Genomic DNA, 22,746 nt, shown 5'->3' with positions numbered 1-22,746 from the left:
TGATGCTGAACTCTTTGCTTTCCATCATTACCTTCATTCCACTGTTGGGCGCGGTGATCCTTGCGCTGTTCTTGCGCGGCGATGATGAGGCCGCGCAGCGCAACGCCAAATGGCTGGCGCTGATCGCGACGACCGCAACCTTCATCGTGTCGATATTCCTTTATACCGGGTTTGACGCAGCCAACACGGGCTTCCAGTTCGTGGAAGAGCGCGAGTGGATCCTCGGCTTCAAATACAAGATGGGCGTTGACGGGATCAGCGTACTTTTCGTGCTGCTGACCACCTTCCTTATGCCGCTGGTCATTGCCAGCTGCTGGGACGTCAAGCACCGCGTGAAGGACTACATGATCGCCTTCCTCGTTTTGGAAACGCTGATGATCGGCGTGTTCTGCGCGCTGGATCTGATCTTGTTCTACCTGTTCTTCGAGGCAGGCCTGATCCCGATGTTCCTGATCATCGGCATCTGGGGCGGTGCGAACCGCATCTACGCGTCGTTCAAGTTCTTCCTTTACACACTGCTGGGCTCGGTCCTGATGCTGGTCGCCATGATCGGCATGTATGTCGATGCGGGCACCACCGACATCCCGACGCTGCTGACCCATAATTTCGCCTCAGAAAGCTTTAGCCTGCTGGGCATTCAGATCGTGGGCGGCATGCAGACCCTGATGTGGGTCGCCTTCTTTGCTAGCTTTGCGGTGAAGATGCCGATGTGGCCGGTCCATACCTGGCTGCCAGACGCGCACGTGCAGGCGCCGACCGCAGGCTCAGTCGTGCTGGCGGCGATCCTGTTGAAAATGGGCGGCTACGGCTTCTTGCGGTTCTCGCTACCGATGTTCCCTGTTGGGTCCGAGGTGATGGGCACATTCGTGCTGTGGGTTTCGGCGATTGCGATTGTCTACACCTCGCTGGTGGCGCTTGCGCAGTCGGATATGAAAAAGTTGATTGCCTATTCATCCGTCGCGCATATGGGCTACGTCACGATGGGCATCTTTGCGGTGAACCAGCAGGGCATTGATGGCGCGATCTTTCAGATGATCAGCCACGGCTTTATCTCTGGGGCGCTCTTCCTATGCGTCGGGGTGATCTACGACCGGATGCATACGCGCGAGATTGACGCCTATGGTGGACTTGTGAACCGCATGCCGGCCTACGCGCTGATCTTCATGCTGTTCACCATGGCCAATGTTGGCCTACCGGGCACGTCGGGCTTCATCGGCGAGTTTCTCGTGCTGATGGGTATCTTCCAGGTCAACACATGGATCGCGATGTTTGCCACAACCGGCGTGATCTTGTCGGCGGCTTATGCGCTGTGGCTCTACCGCCGCGTGGTGATGGGCGACCTGATCAAGGAAAGCCTGAAGTCGATTAGCGACATGACCACCCGGGAGCGTGCGATCTTCGCGCCGCTGGTCTTCATGACCATCCTGTTGGGCGTCTACCCAAGCCTTGTGACCGACATGATCGGGCCCAGCGTCGGCGCACTGATCACCAATTATGACACGGCGGTGCTGGATAGCGGCATCGCAACGGCTGTGGCCGAGAATTGAGAGACCTGAGCCATGATCCAAGCTGATCTGAATGTCGTCATGCCGGAGCTTGTGCTCGCGGTTTATGCCATGATCGCGCTGCTTGCGGCGGTTTATACCGGCAAAGACAAGGCCGCGCCCTTGGTGCTATGGGTCACGTCCGGGCTGTTTGTGGTGCTTGCCGCGATGATCGGTTTCGGCGGCGTGGGGGAGGCCACGGCCTTTGGCGGCGCTTTCGTTGACGACGCGTTCTCGCGGTTTGCCAAAGTCGTTATCCTGCTGTCGGCTGCCGCGATCTTGTTGCTGAGCCAGGACTACATGACCCGCAACGGGTTGTTCCGGTTCGAGTACCCGATCCTTGTGGCCCTGTCGGTCGTCGGCATGATGATGATGGTCTCCGCTGGCGATTTGATGGCGCTTTACATGGGGCTGGAGTTGCAGTCGTTGTCGCTTTACGTGGTGGCGGCCTTGCGCCGTGACAGCGTGAAATCGACCGAGGCCGGGTTGAAGTATTTCGTCCTTGGCGCGTTGTCATCGGGTATGCTGCTTTACGGGGCGTCTTTGGTCTACGGCTATGCGGGCACGACGCTGTTCTCTGGCATCACGGCTGCGGCGGAAGGTGGGATCGGCCTTGGGCTGCTGTTTGGCTTGGTCTTCGTTGTCGCAGGCATGGCATTCAAAGTGTCCGCGGCGCCGTTTCACATGTGGACGCCGGACGTCTATGAAGGCTCCCCCACACCGATCACGGCGTTCTTTGCCACGGCGCCCAAGGTTGCGGCCATGGGGCTCTTTGCGCGTGTTGTGCATGATGCGTTTGGCGGCGCCGTCAGCGACTGGTCCCAGATCGTGGCCTTCTTGTCGGTGGCTTCTATGTTCTTAGGTTCGATCGCGGCCATCGGGCAACGAGATATCAAACGCTTGATGGCCTATTCATCCATCGCGCATATGGGTTTCGCCCTGATGGGGCTGGCCGCCGGAACAGCGGGCGGTGTGCAGGCGATGCTGGTCTACATCACGATCTACGTGGTCATGAATGTGGGCACGTTCGCGTTCATCCTGTCGATGGAGAAAGACGGCCAGCCGGTCACAGATATTGACGCGCTGCAGAACTATTCCAAACACCACCCGGGCCGCGCGCTTGCGATGCTGGTCTTGATGTTCTCGCTGGCTGGTATTCCGCCGATGGTCGGTTTCTTCGGCAAATACTACGTGCTGCAGGCGGCGGTAGATGGCGATTTGGCGTGGCTGGCGGTTGCCGGTGTGATCGCTTCGGTCATCGGCGCGTTCTACTACCTGCGCATCATCTATTACATGTATTTCGGCGAAGAGCGCGACGCGCTGGACGGCGCCATGCCGCCTGTCGGTTGGGCGCTTCTTATGGGCTCCGCTGCGATCATGATATTGGGCGTCGTGAACCTGTTTGGCATCGAGGCCCCGGCGCTTGCCGCAGCGCAAGCTCTTGTCAACTGATTGGCCGCGAGGCTACGGGCTGATCATTCTGGAGGAGACCGACAGCACCATGTCGGAGGCCTCTAGGCGATCAGCACAAATCGCGGGCCCGACCTGGATCATGGCGAAACGGCAAACCGCAGCTCATGGACGTCGAGGGCGCGCCTGGAGCAATCCGGACGGCAATTTCGCGGGCACCCTTGTATTGCGCCCCACCGAGAGGCCCGATGTTGTCGCGCTGCGCTCCTTCGTGGCGGCCTTGGCGTTATTTGACACATGCGTCGCACTGACCGGGCGGGCCGACGCTTTCGCGCTGAAATGGCCCAATGATGTGTTGATGCACGGTGGCAAACTGGCGGGCATCTTGCTGGAAAGCAGCGGGGCGCAAGGCAGGGTCGACATGCTATCTATCGGAATTGGCGTCAATCTGGTCGCGGCACCCGCCACGCATGAGGTTGAGCCGCGCGCGACCGCTCCGACAGCTTTGGGCCATGACATTGGCGCTGAAGATTTCCTGACGGTGCTCGCGCATCACTATGCGAATTGGGAAACCAAGTTCACCACATATGGCTTTGCCCCGATCCGCGAAGCGTGGCTCGCCCGCGCTGCAAAACTGGGCGAGGTGATTACCGCACGTATGACCAAGCGCGAGGAAACCGGCACATTTGAAGATGTCGACGCACAAGGCAATTTGATCCTGAGAACCGCAAGGGGTCGCGAAGCGATCCCGGCGGCAGAAGTGTATTTTTGACCTTTCCCGCCAGCCCGTGTAGAGCGGCCATCATGACACAAAGAAAGTGCCCAAATGCTGCTGGCGATTGATTGCGGGAACACCAACACCGTGTTCTCGATCTGGGATGGGGAGCGGTTCATCTTCTCCGGACGTACCGCAACGGAATGGCAGCGCACGGCAGATCAGTACTACGTTTGGCTGTCCAGCCTGATGGCGTTTCAGAAGGTTGACGTAGAAATCACGGAAGTCATCGTTTCCTCCACTGTGCCGCGCGTCGTGTTCAACCTGCGCGTGTTTGCGGATCGCTACTATGATTGCCGCCCGCTGGTCGTTGGCAAGGAAGGCTGTGATCTGCCGGTTGATGTCCGCGTCGATGCCGAAACCCAAGTAGGGCCCGACCGGTTGGTCAATACCGTGGCGGGGTTCGATCTGTTTGGCGGCGATTTGATCATCGTTGATTTCGGCACCGCGACGACATTCGATGTTGTGGCCACAGACGGCGCCTATATAGGCGGCGTCATTGCGCCCGGGGTGAACTTGTCGCTGGAGGCGTTGCACAACGCCGCAGCCGCCTTGCCGCATGTCGACATCACCAAGCCGCAAGCTGTGATCGGCACCAATACGGTGGCGTGTATGCAGTCGGGCATTTTTTGGGGCTATGTTGGCCTGATCAAAGAAATTACCGCCCGCATCAAAGCCGAACGTGGCCGCGAGATGCGGGTGATCTCTACTGGCGGGTTGGCGCCTTTGTTCCAGCAGGCCGAAACCCTCTTCGACGACTTTAATGATGAGCTGACCATGCATGGGTTGGTGGTCATCAACAGCTACAACAGAAAGCAAAAATAATGGCAGCAGAGCGGCTGATCTACCTTCCCCTCGGCGGGGCGGGCGAAGTGGGCATGAATATGTATGTCTACGGCTACGGGCGTCCGGGCAAGGAACGCTACATCCTTGTCGATATGGGCGTGACCTTTCCAGATATGGACGGCACGCCGGGGGTGGACCTGATCTTCCCCGATGTGGATTGGATCGCGGAACGGGTTGACCGTTTGGACGCGATTTTCATTACCCACGCGCATGAGGACCATGTTGGCGCATTGGGCCATCTTTACCCACGTCTGAGCGTGCCCGTCTATGCGCGCAAATTCACCGCCCATATTGGCCGGTTGAAGATGGAAGAGCATGGGTATGACGGCACCGAGATCACGACAGTCGCGCCAATGCCGGATATGATCGAGGCGGGGCCGTTCAAAGTGGGTTTCATGCCGATTTCCCATTCGATCCCGGAAAGCTCCGCGCTGATCATCGACACGCCAGAGGGGCGGGTAGTGCATACGGGCGATTTCAAAATTGATGAAACGCCGGGCATGGGTGAGCCGTTTGATATGGATGCATGGGGCAATCTGGGGCCAGTGAAAGCGCTGGTCTGCGATTCCACCAATGTGTTCTCGCATCACGCGGGCAAGTCTGAAGCGACGGTTGGCCCTGAGATTGAACGCGTCGTGCGTGAAGCGTCGGGAATGGTCGTGGCGACGACGTTTGCGTCCAATATTGCGCGGGTCAAAACCTTGGCCGAAGCAGGGGCGGCTGCGGGCCGTTCGGTTGTGCTGCTGGGCCGCGCGATGAAGAAGATGATCGGCGCTGCGGTTGAGACCGGGCTGATAAAGGAATTCCCGGCGACAATATCGCCGGAGGAGGCGCGCGACGTGCCGCGTGACCATTTGATGTTGCTGGCCACCGGATCGCAAGGTGAACGGCGTGCGGCCTCGGCGCAGCTGTCGCGGGGGAAATATCTGGGATTGCAGATGAAGGCGGGCGATACGTTCATCTTCTCGTCCAAGACCATTCCTGGCAATGAGGTCTCGGTCGGGCGGATCACCAATGCATTGTCCGAGATGGATGTGGATGTGATCGACGACAAGATGGCAGATATCCATGTTTCGGGCCACGCGAACCGGCCGGATCTGAAGAAGATGCATGAGCTGACGCAGCCGCAGATACTGGTGCCGATGCATGGCGAGCACCGGATGCTGCGCGAGCATGCCAAACTGGGCGAGGCGGGGGGCGTGGCATCTGTTGTGGCGCCGAACGGGACGATGGTGTCTTTGTCGGGGAACCGGCCGGAGGTGGTTGAGTTCGTTGAGACGGGGCGGCTGTATCTGGATGGCTCGGTTCAGATCGGGGCGCTGGACGGCGTTGTGCGGGACCGGATCAGGATGGCTTTGAACGGGCAGGTCGTGATCGGGATCTTGATTGATGAAGAAGATGAGCCGCTGACGGATGCTTGGGCGGAGCTGCGGGGACTGCCTGAGACGGGCAAAAGCCGGGCGGTGTTGCAGGAGATCTTGGAGGAGGAAGTGGGCCAGTTTCTGGGGCGCGCCGATAGCAAGACAGTGGCCGATGACGGGAAGCTGGAAGAGCAGATCAAACGGATCGTGCGCAACGTGGCCCAAGGTGAGATCGGGAAGAAGCCTGAGGTGGTGGTTTTGATCTCTCGTCTGGCGGCATAATCGAACGCCCCGCATGCGGGGAATTTGGTAAGGTTTTGATACCAATAGGCTTTCCAAAAATTTTAAGGGCCTGTTAACCACCGAAAGTGGTCGAAAAAGCGTGTAATCGGCGTGGGAATGCCTATCTGCAAATTGGCCCATATGGCCAAAAACTTGCAGAAATGGAGGGCGTTCCCATGCCTGAACCGCGACCGCATATTGTCATCATCGGGGCCGGATTCGGCGGGCTGTCAGCGGCCAAAGGGCTGGCCGGGGCCGATGTTGATATCACCTTGATTGACCAACAAAACCACCACCTGTTTCAACCACTGCTCTATCAGGTGGCGACGGCGGCCTTGACCCCGGCGGAGATCGCAGTGCCCATTCGCGCGGTCTTGCGGGGGCAAAAGAATGTCTCCGTCGTGATGGACCGCGTCAGCGACGTGAACACCGAGACCAAAGAGGTGATTTGCGACAGCGGTCATGCGCATCGCTATGACCGGCTGATCATCGCAACCGGGGCGCGGCACAGCTATTTCGGGCAAGAAGGTTGGGAGGCGCATGCGCCGGGATTGAAAACCCTTGGGGATGCCGCACGGTTGCGTGAAAAGCTTTTGGGCGCGTTTGAGCAGGCAGAGCTGATCGCCGCTGACGACCGGGCCGCGGCCCGGTCTTACCTGACCTTTGTTGTGGTTGGCGCGGGGCCGACCGGTGTTGAGATGGCGGGCGCGATCCGCGAATTGGCAAGCTCTGTTCTGCGCGATTTCAAAACCATCGCCGAGGACGATATCCGCGTTGTGTTGCTGGAAGCGGGGCCGCGCATTCTGGCAGGGTTCAATGAAAAACTGTCCGCGCGTGCGTTGCGCGACCTTAAGAGCCTTGGCGTTGAGGTACAGTGCAACAGACGTGTCACAGATATCAGTGCCACACGGGTTGAAACTGATGATGGGGACATAGAGGCGCGGTGCTGCGTGTGGGCGGCGGGGGTTCAAGCCTCCCCCGCGGCGGAGTGGCTTGGGATCAGCCCAACACGGTCAGGACATATCGAGATAGATGAGACGCTGCGCCCGTCCGGGTTTGACGATATCTATGTGGTCGGAGACACAGCGCGGCTGGAATTGGACGGCGCGGCCCTGCCGGGCATCGCGCCTGTGGCCAAGCAAATGGGTCAATATGTGGCGCGCAGGCTGGCGGCTGAACTGGCAGGGCAGGGATTTGAAAGCTATTTTCGCTATAAAGACGCGGGCATGCTGGCCACGATTGGCCGCAACCGGGCTGTGGCAGATATTTTTGGGGTGAAAGTCACCGGGTTTATCGGCTGGGCGCTGTGGGGCGTCGCGCATGTGTATTTTCTGATCGGGTTCAAGAACCGGCTCTTTGTCGTGTTGAACTGGTTGTGGTCTTATGTGACCTGGCAACGCGGCGTTCGGTTGATCATGGATCGCGGGCGCAAATAGACCCGACCCTATTGTGCGGGCTGACGCCCGCGCGTGATGTTTTTAGGTGGTTCTGGATCTTGGACCAGTGTCCCGGGCACATCTGAGCGCGAGACCAGCGACAGCGGTTTTGGGCGCGTCGCGGCACCTGTGCGCCTCCGGCGCTGAGCCTTGCGGGCGGGTGCGCTTGCGCAGGCGCGGGATGCGCGGAATTCTTGCTAAGAATGCAGTCTGGGTGACTGGCGGCGCGCGGCCCTGGCAGGTGGCGCGCCGCTTTGCCAAGGCGAGTGAGTGGGGTCTTGCGCGGATTAATCCGCGCGGCGCTCGTCGAAGCTTTTTTCGATAAACCCCGGAAGGTGATCACCGAGGCCCACCACATCCGGGCCGCGATCATCGCGCCGGTTGTTGTTGCGGCCGCGCCCACCACGTGTGCGTTTGCTATCCGCTTTTGGTCCCGCGTCTTCTTGCGCCGGTTCCGGCTGTGCCGTCTTTTGTAGCTCCGTATCAGGAGCGGCCTGTGTCGCGGCGTCCGCGTTGGATGGGGTCGCCTCCTGCGTATCAGAGGGGGCAGGCGTTTTGGAACTGGCACGTTTGCGTGTACGGCTGCGCGCTGGTTTGGCGGCCTCTTCTTCTTTCGGCTCCACCGGCTTGCGGGTGGCAGGACCTGACGGCGCGAAATCGCTGGTATCGCCGCGCGGGATCGTGCTTTCGATCAGGCTTTCAATGCCCGCCAACAGCTTATCATCTTTGGGGGTCGAGATCATCATCGCGGTGCCGGTGCGGCCAGCACGGCCTGTGCGCCCGATGCGGTGCACATAATCTTCCGCGTGGCTGGGCACATCGAAATTGAACACATGGCTGACATTTGGAATGTCGAGCCCGCGCGCGGCCACATCGGAGGCCACAAGGAAGCGCAGCTTGCCGTCGCGGAAGCCTTCCAGCGTGCGGGTGCGGTAGGATTGATCCAGATCGCCATGGATCGGCTCGGCGTCATGGCCGTATTTCTTCAGGCTTTTGGCGACGATATCGACATCGACCTTGCGGTTGCAAAAGATAATACCGTTGGTGACGTTTTCGCCTTCGAGATCGATCAAATGGCGCAGGAAATCGCGCTTTTTCTTCGGTGTGTCACGGCCTGCACCGGCAATCTCAAAAACGGATTGGGTGATCGTTTCCGAGGTTGTGGCTTGGCGCGCGACCTCGATCCGTTCGGGGTTGGACAGGAAAGTGTTGGTGATCCGCTCGATCTCCGGCGCCATGGTGGCGGAGAAGAACAGGGTTTGGCGCGTGAAGGGCGTCAGGCCGAAAATCCGTTCAATATCAGGGATGAAGCCCATGTCGAGCATGCGGTCGGCCTCATCGACCACCATGACTTTGACATCTGTGAGGATCAGCTTGCCGCGCTCGAAATGATCAAGCAGGCGGCCCGGCGTGGCGATCAGCACGTCGACGCCCTTGTCGATCAGCTGGTCCTGTTCTTTGAAGGAGACCCCGCCGATGAGCAACGCCTTGGTGAGCTTGGTGTATTTGGCATAGAGGTCGAAGTTTTCGGCGACCTGCGCCGCGAGTTCGCGCGTTGGGGCAAGCACCAGCGAGCGCGGCATGCGCGCCCGTGCGCGGCCCCGGTTCAGCATGGTGATCATCGGCAGCGTGAAGCTGGCGGTTTTGCCGGTGCCGGTCTGCGCAATGCCCAGGACATCGCGGCCTTCCAGCGCGGGGGGGATAGCGCCCGCCTGGATCGGAGTGGGGTCGGTATAGCCGACCTCGTCGATGGCTTTGAGCACCTTCGTGTGAAGTTTCAGATCTGAGAATTTTGTCATGTATATCCAAATGGTGCAGTGAGTGCTGCAGTGATTTGGGACGCCAGTTAACCAACGCGCCCCGGCGTCGCGCCTGTGGACGGTTTCCGCAAGCTAGGGTGGATGTAGAGCAAGACCCGGCCTGCGTCAATAAAAGGCGCGCAAAAGCAAAACGCACCGCCGGGGCGATGCGTTTTGTGTGTTTTTCGGGTGACTTAGCGGGTTTGGCGGCGGCGCAGCGCGCCCAGCCCACCCAGACCTGCCAGAAGCAGCCAGCCCGCGGCGGGCAGGGGGACGGCCGATGGCGTGGTCGGGTTGGTCGGTGTGCTGGTCAGCGTGCCGATGCTGGAAAGTGCAATCGGGTCGGTCGAGAAGCTGTTGATGGAGACCGGGACCGTGTCGAAGCCGCCGCCCGTCGTGTAGGCGCGCGCGATCAGCTTGGAGGTGATGTTAATCGTTTCATTGGCTTTGAATGTGCCCAGGTCGAACAGGCCGGAGATTGGCGCCACGGAGAACGTGTAGCCGCGCGTGCCAGTGTTGGCGACCGACATGGGGGTGAAGCCGCTTACGGCGTCGAAGCTGAGGCCGGCGTCGAGGTCGGTGCCGTCGAGGATGGCGTCGGCGCGGGCGTTCAGGATTGTGTTGCCGTTGACCTCGATCACATACTCAAACGAGGCGGCTGTGACGGGTGGCGGGAAGCCCACAAGGATAGGCAGCGCGTTTGGATCGTCGATAGTGCCGAACGGGTTCAGCGCGTTGCTTGGGGCGACACCGGGGGTGATTGGCGTTGCGGGCACTGGGGTGGGTGCTGCGGCTGCTGCGAGAGAACGCGCGACAGGCGCAGGTGCGGGTGCCGGGGACGGGTTGCCGGGCTGGGCGCGCGTTGCGACAAAACCACCGATGTTGAAGTCAGCAGTTTGATCTGCGAGCGTGAAGCTGAGCGTGTAATCACGGTCGGCGCCTGAGAGGTTGGTCTCGGACTGCGCAAAAGTGGCGGTTGATGTGACCTTTTGCTGCGGGCCGAACCCGAAGCCTTCGGTCGATGCGCGCACGGCGGAGGTGCCGTCTGCATTTTGCGTGGCCACAGACGAGCCAAGGGGCGCATTGTTAACCGAGGCTGTGCCGTCGATGGCAGTGTCGGTCAGTGCGGGTGGCGACGCACCGGCTTGCGTATCGACAATAGAAACGCTGCTCACGGTTGCCGCTTGGGCGCCCAGTGTCATCGCCGCCGAAGCGAAGGCGATGGTCAAAAAATTGGTCGTATGTGTCATTAAAGGAAGTGCCTATTCTGGTTAATTCTAACAGGCCCATGAGTGCGCAGCACCCCAATTGAAGTCAATCAGTTAATGGTTAATTTTCAGATATTTGTGGTGGTTTCTTGAGAACCTATCAGGTCCTGAGGAAAAGGATGACGCTACTGCGCCATCATTTCCTTTGTGGCGCTGAGCATCACGTCAGGATAGTCGCGAATAGCGCGGTCAATGTCCCATTGCATGCGGGTCAGGAAGACCACGTCGCCGTCATTGTCGTGGCTGATATGCTGCTGGTTGGCGGCAATGAATTTGTCCACAGCGGCTTTTTCGCCTGTGACCCAGCGGGCCGAGGTGAATTGCGACGCTTCAAACCGGACCGGCAGGCCGTATTCCAGCTCGATCCGTGACGCCAGAACCTCGAATTGCAAGGCGCCCACGACGCCAACAATGAAGCCGGACCCAAAGGCAGGCTTGAAGACTTTGGCAGCACCTTCCTCGGCAAATTGCATCAGCGCTTTTTCTAGATGTTTCGCCTTCATAGGGTCGCCGGCACGGCAGGTCTGAAGAAGCTCTGGCGCGAAAGAAGGGATGCCTGCGACGCGCAGCGCCTCGCCCTCGGTCAAGGTGTCGCCGATACGCAGCTGTCCATGGTTCGGGATGCCCATGATGTCACCGGCCCAGGCCTCTTCCGCCAATTCGCGGTCGGAGGCGAGAAACAGCACGGGGTTGGAGATCGCCATGGGTTTCTTTTCGCGCACATGGGTCAGTTTCATGCCGCGTTTGAAATGGCCCGAGGCGAGACGCACGAAAGCGACCCGGTCGCGGTGCTTGGGGTCCATGTTGGCTTGCACCTTGAAGACGAACCCTGCGACTTTTTTCTCGTCGGGGCTGATCTGGCGCGGCTCAGCCTTTTGGGGCTGTGGCTGGGGGCCGTATTCGGCGATGCCCTGCATCAGTTCCTGCACCCCGAAGGAGTTGATCGCGGAGCCGAACCAGATCGGCGTCATGGTGCCATCGAGCAGGGCTTGATGGTCAAGCTCTGGCAGCAGCTCTTTCGCCATTTCGATGTCTTCGAGGAACTTTTCCAGCAATGCGGCGGGCACATGTTCGGCGAGTTTGGGATCGTCGAGGCCGTTAATCTCGATGCTTTCGGCGACCTTGTTGCGGTCAGCACGGTCCATCAGTTCTAGACGGTCGCGCAGCAAATCATAGCAGCCCATAAAGTCGCGACCGACGCCGATAGGCCAGGATGCGGGGGTGACGTCAATCGCCAGATTTTCCTGGATTTCGTCAATGATTTCGAAGGTATCGCGGCTTTCGCGGTCCATTTTGTTGCAAAAGGTCAAGATCGGCAGATCACGTAAACGACAAACTTCGAACAGTTTCTGCGTCTGGCTTTCCACGCCCTTCGCGCCGTCAATCACCATGACGGCGGCGTCCACAGCCGTCAGCGTGCGATACGTGTCTTCGGAGAAATCGGAGTGGCCGGGCGTGTCCACGAGGTTGAACCGGTACTGGCCAAAATCGAACGACATCGCGGAGGCAGACACGGAGATACCACGGTCTTTTTCCATCTGCATGAAGTCGGAACGCGTGCGCCGGGCTTCACCCTTGGCGCGCACCTGACCGGCCATTTGAATGGCGCCACCATAGAGCAGAAATTTTTCCGTCAACGTTGTCTTGCCCGCATCGGGGTGAGAGATGATGGCAAAGGTCCGACGCCGCGCAATTTCAGGCGGCAGGACGGGCTGGTTTGAGGCGCGATCTAACATGGGGTGCAGATAACCAAATCCGCCCTGTTCTGAAAGAGGGAATGCTCTTTCCTAGTCAGAACTTATTCGGATGCTCAGTAACGTCGAATTGGACGACCGGGGATGTGCAGACCTTCGTTTTGTTGACGATTTTCAGGTTCGCACCCCATGCGCCTGCGAGGCCACCAACGCGGATCGACGTCCCAGAGGGGCAGCGTGTGATTGACGTTTGCCAGACCCGGCCGCGATTTAGGCGTTCAAATTCTATCGATCCGGATCGCTGCTTGGGCACTAACTTTGGCTGCTTGATAGGGATCCTTTTTTTCGTACCCTTATCATCGATATAGATGGCGACAACTTCAATTTGCGCGCTTGAGGAGCCGGCGAAGCATACGACGAGAAAGGATGCGAGAATGGCGCGTGTCAGCGGTAACATTTTTTTTGCTGCCTTCTTTTGAGCCGGAAGCGGCCATTGCAAGCGCAAGCACAATTGCGGCGAGGGTGGAAATTATGAAAATAAAGGCCATAGCCAAGTGATAAGTTTTCAAAAAGAACGCAGTTCCTGCCTTGTTCTGAATGAGCGCGACCGGCTGTTGCGCGCCAACTTGTGAGAACAAGAAGTAGAGGCTGCTGTCTTCGGCGTTCTTTAAGTTTGCTGTGATTTTGAAGTTGGCGCCGGGTGGCAGGTCGAATTCATAGATCAGGTTTTCGTTGACCAGTGATTCAGGATCCTCCCTAAATTCCTTGATCCAGACCGGCGGGATAAGGGTTAACACATGGTCCGTGTAGCAATCCTTCTTAGGTGCCCCGTCCGCATTTTGACAGATGATCCCATAGGAACCCTGGGTAATCGTGTGTATGGCTGAGACGTTTTGAACATTCAGCACAGCTTTGTCTTTGTACTTTGAAAGCGAATAGACAACAGAAGGCGATGCACGAATTTCGGCGATCACGGTCGTGAAATAAAACCCCAACACCGAAGCAAGTAGAACAAGAATGGAACTTAGCGCCGCACGCGTGTTCATATCAATCCGCCACTCAAACAAAACAAAACAAAAAACTCTTGAGAAATTATGTTAGGTCAGACGCTATCGCTTTTCAAAGAAATTTCGGCACTGGCCTCGCAAAGCAGCTTAGCCTAAAACCGGCCCGTTTGCTTCAGCAGGTTGGCGGCCTGTTCGCTGTCGAGGGGCATGCGGCTGAATTTGGGGGGCTCTTGGCCCAGATCGGGGAGGGCGGCTCGGACCTGTTGGGCGATCTCATCGGGGAGGCCTGCCAGAATTTGGTGCGACATGTGCAGACTTTCAGCAGGGATCCCTTCTGCGTAGAGCACCTGATGGTGGTCGAACACCAGCTGCGTGTATTCGATGAAGCCGCCGGAGCGGATGAAGACCGTGTCGCCATTGACCAGCTCTTTGGCCTGAATGAGCACGTCGCGGGCGCCGACCATGACCTCCGCCCGCCAATCGGAAATCAGGACGCGGTGGTGCTGGCTGACGGTGACGTTCTCGGCATTGCCCAAGACACCGGGCGCGATGATGACGGGGGCGAAGCTGCCGACGGCCTGCACGGTGCGGCTGCCGATCCAGCGGATCGGTTGCATCCCGTTATCACGGGTCAGGACGCGTTCGCCGATGCGCAAGGTTTCGACCGGGCGCTGGGTGCCGTCGGACATGGTGATGCGGGTGCCGCGCCCGAAGCTCATGGCGGTCAGATCGGCCAGCGGGATGTCTTTCGGGTCGGGTTCCTGCGAGATCAGGGTGTAGTCGCGACCCGGCTCGAACGGGCCGAGCGGGTGGATGTAGTAGCGGGTGAGCGGCGCGTCGCAGGCGATGACCAGCGCATCAACGCAAGCGCCAATCGCCGTCATGAAGGTCAGCCGGGAGCAGACGCGGGCGGCGACGCCTTCGGTTTCGATCTCGGAGGATTTGGTGACGGCAAAAACGGGGCCCGCGCCGGGCTGCTGCTTGCGCCGCTCGTGCAGCGACAGCGACATCAAGGGGGCCTCGCGCGTCAGGCGGTAGGTGTCATCAAGGCAGAGCAGCGACGCCTCCGCGACCGGATCGCCCTGGTTGACGCCCTCGCAGACCCGCAACTGCGCGCCGTCATAGACCGACAGCACCAGCGTCGCGCGGGCGTCTTTTTGTCCAGAATGTACAGGCAGGTCCATTGGCGGCGGCATCCCAGGGTTCAACTTTTGGCTACGCCCCGGCGCTGATTGGGCTTCCTTTTCATGCCCTTGCGCCGTTGCTTACCCCACCACCAGCTTTGCCAAGCTAGCCGAGGTTGCGGGGTTTTTGCAAATCCGGCGGGCGGGATCGCGGGGAAATTACGTGTGTTTTGCGCAAAACTGGCACCTCAATGCCTCACATTGGGTTAAGGCGCCGCGCATTTCTGCGGCGGCGGGGCTTTCGCCCGCGCCATTGGCAATGCTACGCAAGGCACAACACAGCAGGAGGAGAACGGCGATGGAATTGGGCATCAGTGGCAAGCGCGCCTTGGTTTGCGCATCAAGCAAAGGGTTGGGACTGGGCTGCGCGGAGGCTTTAGCGGAAGCGGGCTGCGACCTGGTCATGAACGCGCGTAGTGCGGATGCGTTGGAGGCCGCCGCCGCCGACATCCGCGCGCGGTTTGGCGTCGAGGTCACCGCCGTGGCGGCTGACATTACCAGCGAAGCAGGGCGCGCCGAGGTGCTGGATGCGGCAGGCCAGATCGACATTCTGGTCACCAACGCAGGTGGCCCGCCGCCGGGCCTATGGTCGGATTGGGACCGCGACGATTTTATTGCGGCGCTGGACGCCAATATGCTGGCCCCGATTGCGCTGATGAAAGCATGCCTGCCCGCGATGATGGAGCGCGGCTGGGGGCGGGTGGTCAATATCACATCCCAATCGGTCAAAGCGCCGATCCCGGCCCTGGGGCTAAGCAACGCGGCGCGCACCGGGTTGACGGGCTATGTCGCCGGAACCGCGCGGCAGGTGGCGCCGTCTGGCGTGACCATCAACAACTTGCTGCCGGGAATACATGCGACGGACCGGGCGGTTTCGCTCGACACAGGTGTGAGCGAGGCGCAGGGGATTTCGATGGACGAGGCGCAAGCGCAGCGGGCCGCAACCATCCCGGCACGGCGCTATGGCACGCGGCAAGAATTTGGCGCGACCTGTGCCTTCCTGTGTTCGCAGCATGCGGGCTACATGGTCGGACAGAATGTGCTGCTGGACGGCGGTGCGACCAACGCCACGATCTAGGGTCCTGACCCTAGGCTCACATCTGCGTCAGAGGCGGGAATGATGCTCGCCTTTGACGCGCGCCGCAGGTAGGTGTCTGGCAACTTAGCTAACACCCGGACCCTTCCCCAACATGACCAGCCTTGCAATCACCGGCCTTCTTGCCGCGATTATTGTTGTCTCCTTCCTTGTGGCGCCGCGTCGCGCGGGCGTGGAAGGGTTTTTCAACGGGCAGATCGACGGGCGGGCGCCGGGGTTGTTGGTGCTGGTGCTGAGCCAGGTCACCACGTGGATTTTTGCGCGCTCCCTGATGAATGCGGCGATCCTTGGCTACTATTACGGCTTTCCCGGCACGCTGGCCTATGCGGCCTATTACCTGTCGTTTTTGACGGGCGGCTATATCGTCGGCCAGCTGCGGCTGCGCGATGCGGGATCCGTGCAAGGATGGCTGCGGGCGCTGTTTGGCAGCACGGGCGCGCAGAGCTACAATCTGGTGATCGCGCTGCGCCTTCTGTCGGAAGTCTTCGCGAATTTGCTGGTCGTGGGGCTGATCTTTGCCGCCGTCATGCCCGGCGTTATGGGCGCAGGCACGGCGGCGATCATCGTCGTGGCGGTGCTGGGTCTGGCCTATTCGGCATGGGGCGGGTTGTCGGCGGCGCTGCGGACGGATGTGGTGCAGATGGTGGCGTTTCTGGCGGTGTTTGGCATTGCTTTCGTGACGCTGGTGGCCTCGCCCGAGTTTTCCTTTGCGGCGATCCTGACTTCTGAGGGGGCCAGCGGCACGCGCCCCGGCTGGGTCTTGCTGGCGGTTGCCTTGTTGCAGGTGTTTTCCTACCCGGCGCATGACCCGGTGATGATGGATCGTGGCTTTGTGGCCGACCAAGCCACCACGCGGCAATCGTTCATTCATGCGTTTTGGGTGTCGACCCTGTGCATCATCGGTTTTGGGTTTTTCGGGATTCATGCAGCCAATCTGGGCGCATCTTATGAGGGCCAATTGCTGGGCACTTGGGCGGAGATGTTCCCGGCCTGGGTGTTTGTGCTGTTGATGGTCTCGCTGCTGGTGTCGGCCTTGTCGACGCTGGATTCGGCGCTGAGTTCCGCTGCGCGGCTGGTGGTTGAGGAGCTGGGCTGGGCCAAGAGAACACTGAACGGCGGACGCATCACGATGGTCGTATTCATGGTGCTGGGCGGTGCGCTGACGCTGTGGGGTAACGCGACCTTGTTTGACGCCGTGGCGGTCAGCGGCACGGCGTCGATGTTTCTGACACCGGTGATGATTGCGGTTTTCGTGTTCAACTGGCGGGTCGCGCTTTGGGCCTATCTGGTGGCCTTTGCGGCGGCGATTGCGGGCGCCTTTGTCTATTTCGCGCGCGGCTGGGACGCGGTGTCCTGGCTTTTGCCCGAGGCCCATAAATACGAGCAGCTTTTGGCGATCTGCATTGCGGTGTTGCTTGTCGGGTTCGCGGCTGTGACCTTGGGGCGCCGCAGGGTTGCCGCCTAAGCGCGCGGCTGCTATCTGGTCGCGATGATTATCTGATTGTTTTCATCAGGTAACAAGAAGAGGCAGCGCGTGACCCCCAGGCTGGAACTGAAAAACATCACCAAAACCTATGGTGGCGCGCGCGTGGTCGATGACGTGTCTCTGGCCATTGCGCCGGGTCAGGTCACCTGCCTGCTGGGGCCGTCGGGATGCGGCAAATCCACGACCTTACGGATGATCGCAGGCGTGGAGCGGCAGACGAGCGGCGAGATTTACTTTGACGGCGAGCTGATTTGCGGCCCCGGCCGCAGCCTGCTGCCCGAAGAGCGCCCGATTGGGCTGATGTTTCAGGATTTCGCGCTGTTTCCGCATCTGAGCGTGGCGCAGAATGTGGGCTTTGGCGTTGAGGCCTCCAAGGCGGATACGCGCAAGCGGGTGGCGCAGCTGCTGGAGCGCGTCGGCATGGAGGCGCATGCGGACGCCTACCCACACCAACTGTCGGGCGGCGAGCAGCAGCGCGTGGCGCTTGCCCGCGCCATTGCCCCGCGCCCCAAGATCATGCTGATGGATGAGCCGTTTTCGGGGCTGGACAACCGGCTGCGCGACGGCATTCGTGACGAGACGCTGACCGTGCTGAAAGAAGAAGGCGCGGCCGTGCTGCTGGTCACGCATGAGCCCGATGAAGCGATGCGGATGAGCGACGAGATTGCCCTGATGCGCGGCGGCGCGATTGTGCAACGCGGCAACCCCTACAACCTGTATAACGCGCCGATCGACAAGCAGGCGGCAGCGTTTTTCAGCGATATCAACGTGATCCACGGGGTGAGCACCGGCGCGCTGACCGAGACGCCGTTTGGGCAGTTTCTGACGCCGGGGTTGAAAGACGGCCAACCGGTGGAGATCATCATCCGCCCGCAGCATTTGCGCATTGATTTCGACCGCAAGGGGCGCGGGCCGAACGCCACACCACAAGAAGGCGTGCCTGCGCGCGGCATCGTGAAGCGGGCCCGGTTTATGGGGCGCGAAAGCCTGGTTGAGTTCGAGATGGAGTTTGACGGCTCCGTCCTGACGGCGACCGTGCCAGCGGTCTTTTTGCCCAAGCCCGGAACGCCGCTTTGGCTGACGATGCGGCGGGACCGGTGCTTTGTGTTTGCGGAGCGGGCCTAACGGGCTGTGTTTCGGCTGTTGCGCCTGATGGGCGGGCAGGCGAGACCAGCCCCGAGGGTCTGGCGCATCGCGGCGGGGTAGCGCCTCCGGCGCTGAGTCTGGCTGGCGGTGGCACTTGCGCAGGATCGGCTGCGCGTCTTTCTTGCTGAGAATGTGTTGGTTTGTTTGGCGCGCGGCGCGCGTCAGGTCGTGACTTGGAGCGTTTCCAGGCCGTGGAAGTGGTAGACATTTGCAAAGCGCGCGGGGGCGTCAAGCTTGAGCGCGGGGCAGCGGGCGAAGAGGATCGGGATTGCGGCGGCGATTTCCATCCGCGCGAGCGGCGCGCCGACGCAGAAATGGATGCCGCCGCCGAAGCTGGTATGGGTTTTGGCGTTGCGGTTCGGGTTGAAATTTGCCGGGTCTGTGAATGCAGCGGGGTCGCGGTTGGCGGCAGCGAGGAGGAGCCCGATCTGGTCGCCTTTTGCGAAGCGGTGCCCATGCAGCGTGACATCATCCATGGCGAAGCGGGTGAACAGGTGCAGCGGCGGGTCGTGGCGCAGGGCCTCTTCCGTGAAATGCGAGCCGTCCTGAGGGCGGATACCGGTTTTGAGGCAGGTCAGGATCGCGTTGCCCAGCGTGTGCACCGTGGCCTCATGGCCCGCGTTAAGGAGCAGGATGCAGGTGGTGATCAGCTCATCGGTTGAGAGTTTCTGGCCGTCTTCCTCAGCGGCGATCAGGCTGGTGATCAGGTCGTCTTTCGGGGTGGCGCGGCGCGCGGTGACGTAGGTTTTCAGGAAGTCGGAAAATTCGGTGGCGGCGCGGCAGGCGGCGTCCTCATCCGCGCGGGTGCGACCGGCCTGATACATGCCGACCATGGCGTTGGACCAGGCCAGCAGTTGCGGGCACATCGCCTCCGGCACGCCGAGAAGGCGGGCGATGATGATCACCGGCAGCTTTTGGGCGTAATGCGTGAGCAGGTCGAACGGGCCTGTTGGGAACGCATCGATCAGGGCGTGGCAGAGCGCGTCAATCTCAGGCTCAAGGGAGCGCAACCGGCGCGTTGTGAAGGCGCGCAGCACCAGCCCGCGCAGGCGGGTGTGGCGGGGTGGTTCCAGCTCCAGCATCGAATGCGCCTCGACCGCATAAAACGGCGCGAGCCGGTCGGGGAAGCTTAGGCCCATCGGGTTTTCACGGCCAAATCGGCGGTCGCGCAGCATGGCGCTGACCACGGCGTGGGACGCTGCGACGGGCATGTCATACTCCGTCCACCAGACAAGCGGGCCATACGGGCGCAGCCGGTCGTAAAACGGGTAGGGGTCCTGGACGAAAGCGTCGTCGGTTGGGGATTGGGTCACGCGGTGCATGGGCATGGTATGTGAAATGGGGATAGCCAAGGCAAGCCCGCTGATTGTAAGCTGAGCATTCATTTTTGAAGGACCATCGATGCGCCCCCGTGTTCTTGCCATCTGCGCCTATTTGGCGGCCCTCGCGGCGGTGTCGCTGGGGGTGTGGTGGATCGCGCTTGGGGCAGCGTTGGGGCAGCTGGGTGAGCAGGGACGCGCGGACTTGTCATTGGCTTCCGACAGGTTGGTGAGCCAGTTGCAAAGCTACCGAGGGTTGGCGGTTCTGTTGTCGGAGCACCCGACGCTAGTGCCACTCGTCACCGGCGGCGCGGTCGATATGGAGGCGGCACAAAGCATCCTGATACGCACAGCGGGTTTGACGCGGTCGCTGGAAATACTGGTCGTGGATGCCGCGGGACAAGTCGTGGCGCAATCGCATACCCGCGCCCGCGCGCCAAGCCTGGCGCAGACGCCCTTTTTTGAACGCACGCGACAGGGCGGGCTGGGCGCGATGCACGCGGAGATTGGCGCGAAAGGGCAGCGGTCTTTCACCTTTGCTGCGCCCGTTTTTGGGGCCGGGCGCAAAGCGGCGGGGGCCGTTGTCGTGTCAGTCAGTTTGGCAAGTCTAGAGACGGATTGGCGGGCCTCGCCGCAAGTGGTGTTTTTCACGGATGCGGCGGGCATTGTCTTTGTCAGTAACCGCAGGCAGCTTTTGTATCAGACGCGTTCCCCGCTGGACGGTTTGCAGGCGGCAAAAAAACAGACCGGCGCCTACCGCATCGACACGCTGCGCAGCTTCGTCCCCATCCGGTCAGAAATTTGGGGCGGGGAGGAGCTTTGGGCGCAAAATGAGGTGTCCTACATGCCCGAGCGCGCGCTGCATATCACGCGGTCACTGCCCTTGTTGAATATGCATGGCGAGATCCTGATCGACAGCGCCGATGCCGAGCAATTGGCGCTTTTGCAGGCCTTTGCCGCAGCCGCGATTGGGCTGATTGTCGGCGCGGTGATATTGTTCTTTGTGCAGCGCAGGCAGGCCGTGCTGGATCTGCTTGGGGTTGAGGCAGAGGCCAATGCGCGGCTGGAGGCGCGTGTCACGGAACGCACCGCCGCCTTGCAGCAGGCGCAACAGGACTTGGTACAGGCCGGCAAACTGTCTGCCTTGGGGCAAATGTCGGCCGGGATCAGCCATGAGCTGAACCAACCGCTGATGGCAATCCGGTCTTTTGCCGAAAACGGGGCGGAACTGCTGAAGCGCGGCAAGGCTGAGCGTGCGGGCGACAACCTGAACCGCATTGGCGATCTGGCGCACCGGATGGGGCGGATCATCAAGAACCTGCGCGCCTTTGCCCGGCAAGAGACGGAGCCTTTCGGCAAGGTTGAAATCGGTGCGGTGCTGGACGCGGTGCTGGAGCTTTTCGCGACGCGCCTGCAAGACGAGGATGTGCGTGTGCATCTTGATAAGCCGGATGGGCCGGTTTTCGTTCATGGCGGCGATGTGCGTTTGCAGCAAGTGGTGATCAACCTTGTCGGCAACGCGTTGGACGCGATGGAAGGCCGCGACGCGCGAGCGCTGTTTGTCACGGTCAGCCCGGGCGATCCGACCTGGCTGACGATCCGCGATAACGGGCCGGGGCTGGCGGACCCGGAGAAGGTTTTTGATCCGTTCTACACCACCAAAGAGGTTGGCAAAGGCGACGGTTTGGGGCTGGGCCTGTCGATTTCCTACGGCATCGTGCAAAGCTTTGGTGGTGCTATCCGGGGGCGCAACCATCCCGAGGGCGGCGCCGAATTCGCCATTGAGTTGCAGCCCGCAACAGAAGAGGAGGAGGCCGCATGAGCGACAAGGTTTTGCTGATTGACGACGAAGCGCCTGTGCGCGCGGCGCTGGGCCAAACACTGGAATTGGCGGATTTGCAGCCAATCCTTGCGGGCTCTTTCATCGTGGCAAAGGATCATATCGACCGCAACTTTGACGGGGTGATCGTGTCTGACATCAGGATGTCCGGGCGCGACGGGTTTCACGTCTTGGGGTATGCGCGCGCCGTCGACCCGGACCTGCCGGTGATTTTGCTCACCGGGGAGGGCGACATACCGATGGCCGTGAAAGGCATGTCGGAAGGGGCATTTGACTTTCTGGAAAAGCCGTGCGCCACAAAACAGCTTCTGGAGGTGGTGACCCGCGCATTGAAAGCCCGGCGCGATGTTCTGGCCGTGCGCAACCATGCGGTGGCCGCTGAGGCGGGCGACGCCGCATCGCGGATGCTGCTGGGCATCTCGGAGCGGTCCGAACAGCTGCGGTTGCGGGTGCGCCGCGTCGCCAAATCGGACGCCTCCGTTCTGATCATGGGGGAGCCGGGGTCGGGCAGCGCGAAAGTGGCCGAGGTCGTCCACCTGCTGTCTGCGCGCGCCCGCGCCGGGTTTGTGAAACGCGCAGGACTGGGGCTGACGCCCGAGCAGCTGCATGAGGCCCTTGTCGGTGCCGGGGCGGGTAGCCTTTACATTGACGAAGTCACCAACCTGCCTCAGGACACGCAATCGGCCCTGCTGAGCCATCTTGATACGGAGGAGGGCGCGCGCATCCTGGCCGCGTCCAACCAGAAATCGCGACTGGCCTCGGAGCGGCTGCTGCCAGAGCTGCGCTTGAAGCTGGCGGCGGCCAGCGTACGCATCCCGGCTTTGCGCGAGCGGGCCGAAGACATTCCGATCCTGTTTCGACACTACCTGTCGATTGCCTGCGAACAGGCCGATCTGGCCATGCCGCAGATTGGATCTGAGCAGATGGCGCGGCTGGTGGCCCATCCCTGGGACGGCAACACCCGCGCGCTGATGAACGCAGCAATGCGCTGCGCCATGGGCCTGCCCGAATTTGATGAGGTGGAGGAGCTGAGCCTGTCGGAACGGATGGCGCAGGTCGAACGCGTGATGATCGTTGAGGCACTGCAGGCCCATGATGGCCACGCCACCGAGACCGCCAAAGCGCTGCAGCTGCCGCGCAAGACCTTTTACGACAAACTGACGCGCCACGGAATCCGCGCCGAAGACTACCGCCGCCGCGCGCCGGAGGCCTAGCATCGCAATCCGTGCAAAGAAATTTGTTCAGTTTCGTGG

Annotated in this window: 17 protein-coding genes; 11 read left to right on the top strand and 6 right to left on the bottom strand. The window is 60.8% G+C overall.

Annotated elements, in window-relative coordinates:
- Positions 1–2 precede the first annotated feature (2 nt).
- The 6 genes from ACZ1G7_RS04215 to ACZ1G7_RS04190 all read left to right on the top strand — a co-directional run bounded on the left by ACZ1G7_RS04215 (position 3) and on the right by ACZ1G7_RS04190 (position 7,654).
- The gene (locus tag ACZ1G7_RS04215) at positions 3–1,547 is read left to right on the top strand and encodes an NADH-quinone oxidoreductase subunit M (protein ID WP_472663663.1); all 1,545 of its coding nucleotides are present in this window, start codon (positions 3–5) and stop codon (positions 1,545–1,547) included.
- A gap of 12 nt (positions 1,548–1,559) precedes the next feature.
- Complete coding sequence (nuoN, locus tag ACZ1G7_RS04210; protein ID WP_472662570.1) at positions 1,560–2,996, top strand: NADH-quinone oxidoreductase subunit NuoN; 1,437 nt, start codon at positions 1,560–1,562, stop codon at positions 2,994–2,996.
- A 49-nt stretch (positions 2,997–3,045) separates the two neighbouring features.
- Entirely contained in the window at positions 3,046–3,726 is a 681-nt protein-coding gene (locus tag ACZ1G7_RS04205) for a biotin--[acetyl-CoA-carboxylase] ligase (protein WP_472663662.1), read from the top strand.
- Between the two features lie 54 nt (positions 3,727–3,780).
- Positions 3,781–4,554: a type III pantothenate kinase gene (locus tag ACZ1G7_RS04200; protein WP_472662568.1), complete on the top strand. Its 774-nt coding sequence runs from the start codon at positions 3,781–3,783 to the stop codon at positions 4,552–4,554.
- Positions 4,554–6,218, top strand: coding sequence for a ribonuclease J (locus tag ACZ1G7_RS04195; protein WP_472662566.1), 1,665 nt, complete (start codon positions 4,554–4,556; stop codon positions 6,216–6,218). The genes ACZ1G7_RS04200 and ACZ1G7_RS04195 overlap by 1 nt, the downstream gene beginning before the upstream one ends.
- A 176-nt stretch (positions 6,219–6,394) precedes the next feature.
- A complete protein-coding gene (locus tag ACZ1G7_RS04190; RefSeq protein ID WP_472662563.1) occupies positions 6,395–7,654 on the top strand; it encodes an NAD(P)/FAD-dependent oxidoreductase in 1,260 nt (419 codons plus the stop codon).
- Positions 7,655–7,941: 287 nt separating this feature from the next.
- Here ACZ1G7_RS04190 and ACZ1G7_RS04185 read toward each other — a convergent pair whose 3' ends face one another.
- From ACZ1G7_RS04185 to ACZ1G7_RS04165, 5 genes are all read right to left on the bottom strand, one after another.
- Complete coding sequence (locus tag ACZ1G7_RS04185) at positions 7,942–9,453, bottom strand: DEAD/DEAH box helicase (RefSeq protein ID WP_472662561.1); 1,512 nt, start codon at positions 9,451–9,453, stop codon at positions 7,942–7,944.
- Positions 9,454–9,647: 194 nt separating this feature from the next.
- On the bottom strand, positions 9,648–10,703 hold the full coding sequence (locus ACZ1G7_RS04180) for a VPLPA-CTERM sorting domain-containing protein (RefSeq protein ID WP_472662558.1): 1,056 nt from the start codon (positions 10,701–10,703) through the stop codon (positions 9,648–9,650).
- Between the two features lie 143 nt (positions 10,704–10,846).
- Positions 10,847–12,457, bottom strand: coding sequence for a peptide chain release factor 3 (locus tag ACZ1G7_RS04175; protein ID WP_472662557.1), 1,611 nt, complete (start codon positions 12,455–12,457; stop codon positions 10,847–10,849).
- Positions 12,458–12,795: 338 nt separating this feature from the next.
- The gene (locus ACZ1G7_RS04170; protein WP_472662555.1) at positions 12,796–13,461 is read right to left on the bottom strand and encodes a hypothetical protein; all 666 of its coding nucleotides are present in this window, start codon (positions 13,459–13,461) and stop codon (positions 12,796–12,798) included.
- Positions 13,462–13,574: 113 nt separating this feature from the next.
- Positions 13,575–14,606 carry a Hint domain-containing protein gene (locus tag ACZ1G7_RS04165; protein ID WP_472662553.1) on the bottom strand — a complete coding sequence of 344 codons (1,032 nt, stop codon included), beginning with the start codon at positions 14,604–14,606 and terminating at the stop codon, positions 13,575–13,577.
- 298 nt (positions 14,607–14,904) lie between these two features.
- Between ACZ1G7_RS04165 and ACZ1G7_RS04160 the strand changes: the two genes are divergently transcribed.
- From ACZ1G7_RS04160 to ACZ1G7_RS04150, 3 genes are all read left to right on the top strand, one after another.
- A complete protein-coding gene (locus tag ACZ1G7_RS04160; RefSeq protein ID WP_472662551.1) occupies positions 14,905–15,684 on the top strand; it encodes an SDR family oxidoreductase in 780 nt (259 codons plus the stop codon).
- 112 nt (positions 15,685–15,796) lie between these two features.
- Positions 15,797–17,167: an SLC5/6 family protein gene (locus ACZ1G7_RS04155; protein ID WP_472662548.1), complete on the top strand. Its 1,371-nt coding sequence runs from the start codon at positions 15,797–15,799 to the stop codon at positions 17,165–17,167.
- A gap of 69 nt (positions 17,168–17,236) precedes the next feature.
- The gene (locus ACZ1G7_RS04150; protein ID WP_472662546.1) at positions 17,237–18,313 is read left to right on the top strand and encodes an ABC transporter ATP-binding protein; all 1,077 of its coding nucleotides are present in this window, start codon (positions 17,237–17,239) and stop codon (positions 18,311–18,313) included.
- A gap of 182 nt (positions 18,314–18,495) precedes the next feature.
- On the opposite strand, the gene ACZ1G7_RS04145 is transcribed toward ACZ1G7_RS04150, so the two are convergent.
- On the bottom strand, positions 18,496–19,656 hold the full coding sequence (locus tag ACZ1G7_RS04145; protein ID WP_472663661.1) for a cytochrome P450: 1,161 nt from the start codon (positions 19,654–19,656) through the stop codon (positions 18,496–18,498).
- Between the two features lie 79 nt (positions 19,657–19,735).
- On the opposite strand from ACZ1G7_RS04145, the gene ACZ1G7_RS04140 reads away from it, so the two are divergent.
- Together ACZ1G7_RS04140 and ACZ1G7_RS04135 are read left to right on the top strand one after the other, a co-directional pair.
- Entirely contained in the window at positions 19,736–21,475 is a 1,740-nt protein-coding gene (locus ACZ1G7_RS04140; protein ID WP_472662544.1) for a sensor histidine kinase, read from the top strand.
- Positions 21,472–22,707, top strand: coding sequence for a sigma-54-dependent transcriptional regulator (locus ACZ1G7_RS04135; protein WP_472662543.1), 1,236 nt, complete (start codon positions 21,472–21,474; stop codon positions 22,705–22,707). Before ACZ1G7_RS04140 ends, ACZ1G7_RS04135 begins: the two co-directional genes overlap by 4 nt.
- Positions 22,708–22,746: the final 39 nt, after the last annotated feature.

The sequence above is a fragment of the Litoreibacter sp. JB4-2 genome (genome assembly GCF_055693445.1).
Note: the sequence above shows the minus strand (reverse complement) of the source record. Positions and strands in the feature narration are given on the sequence as shown.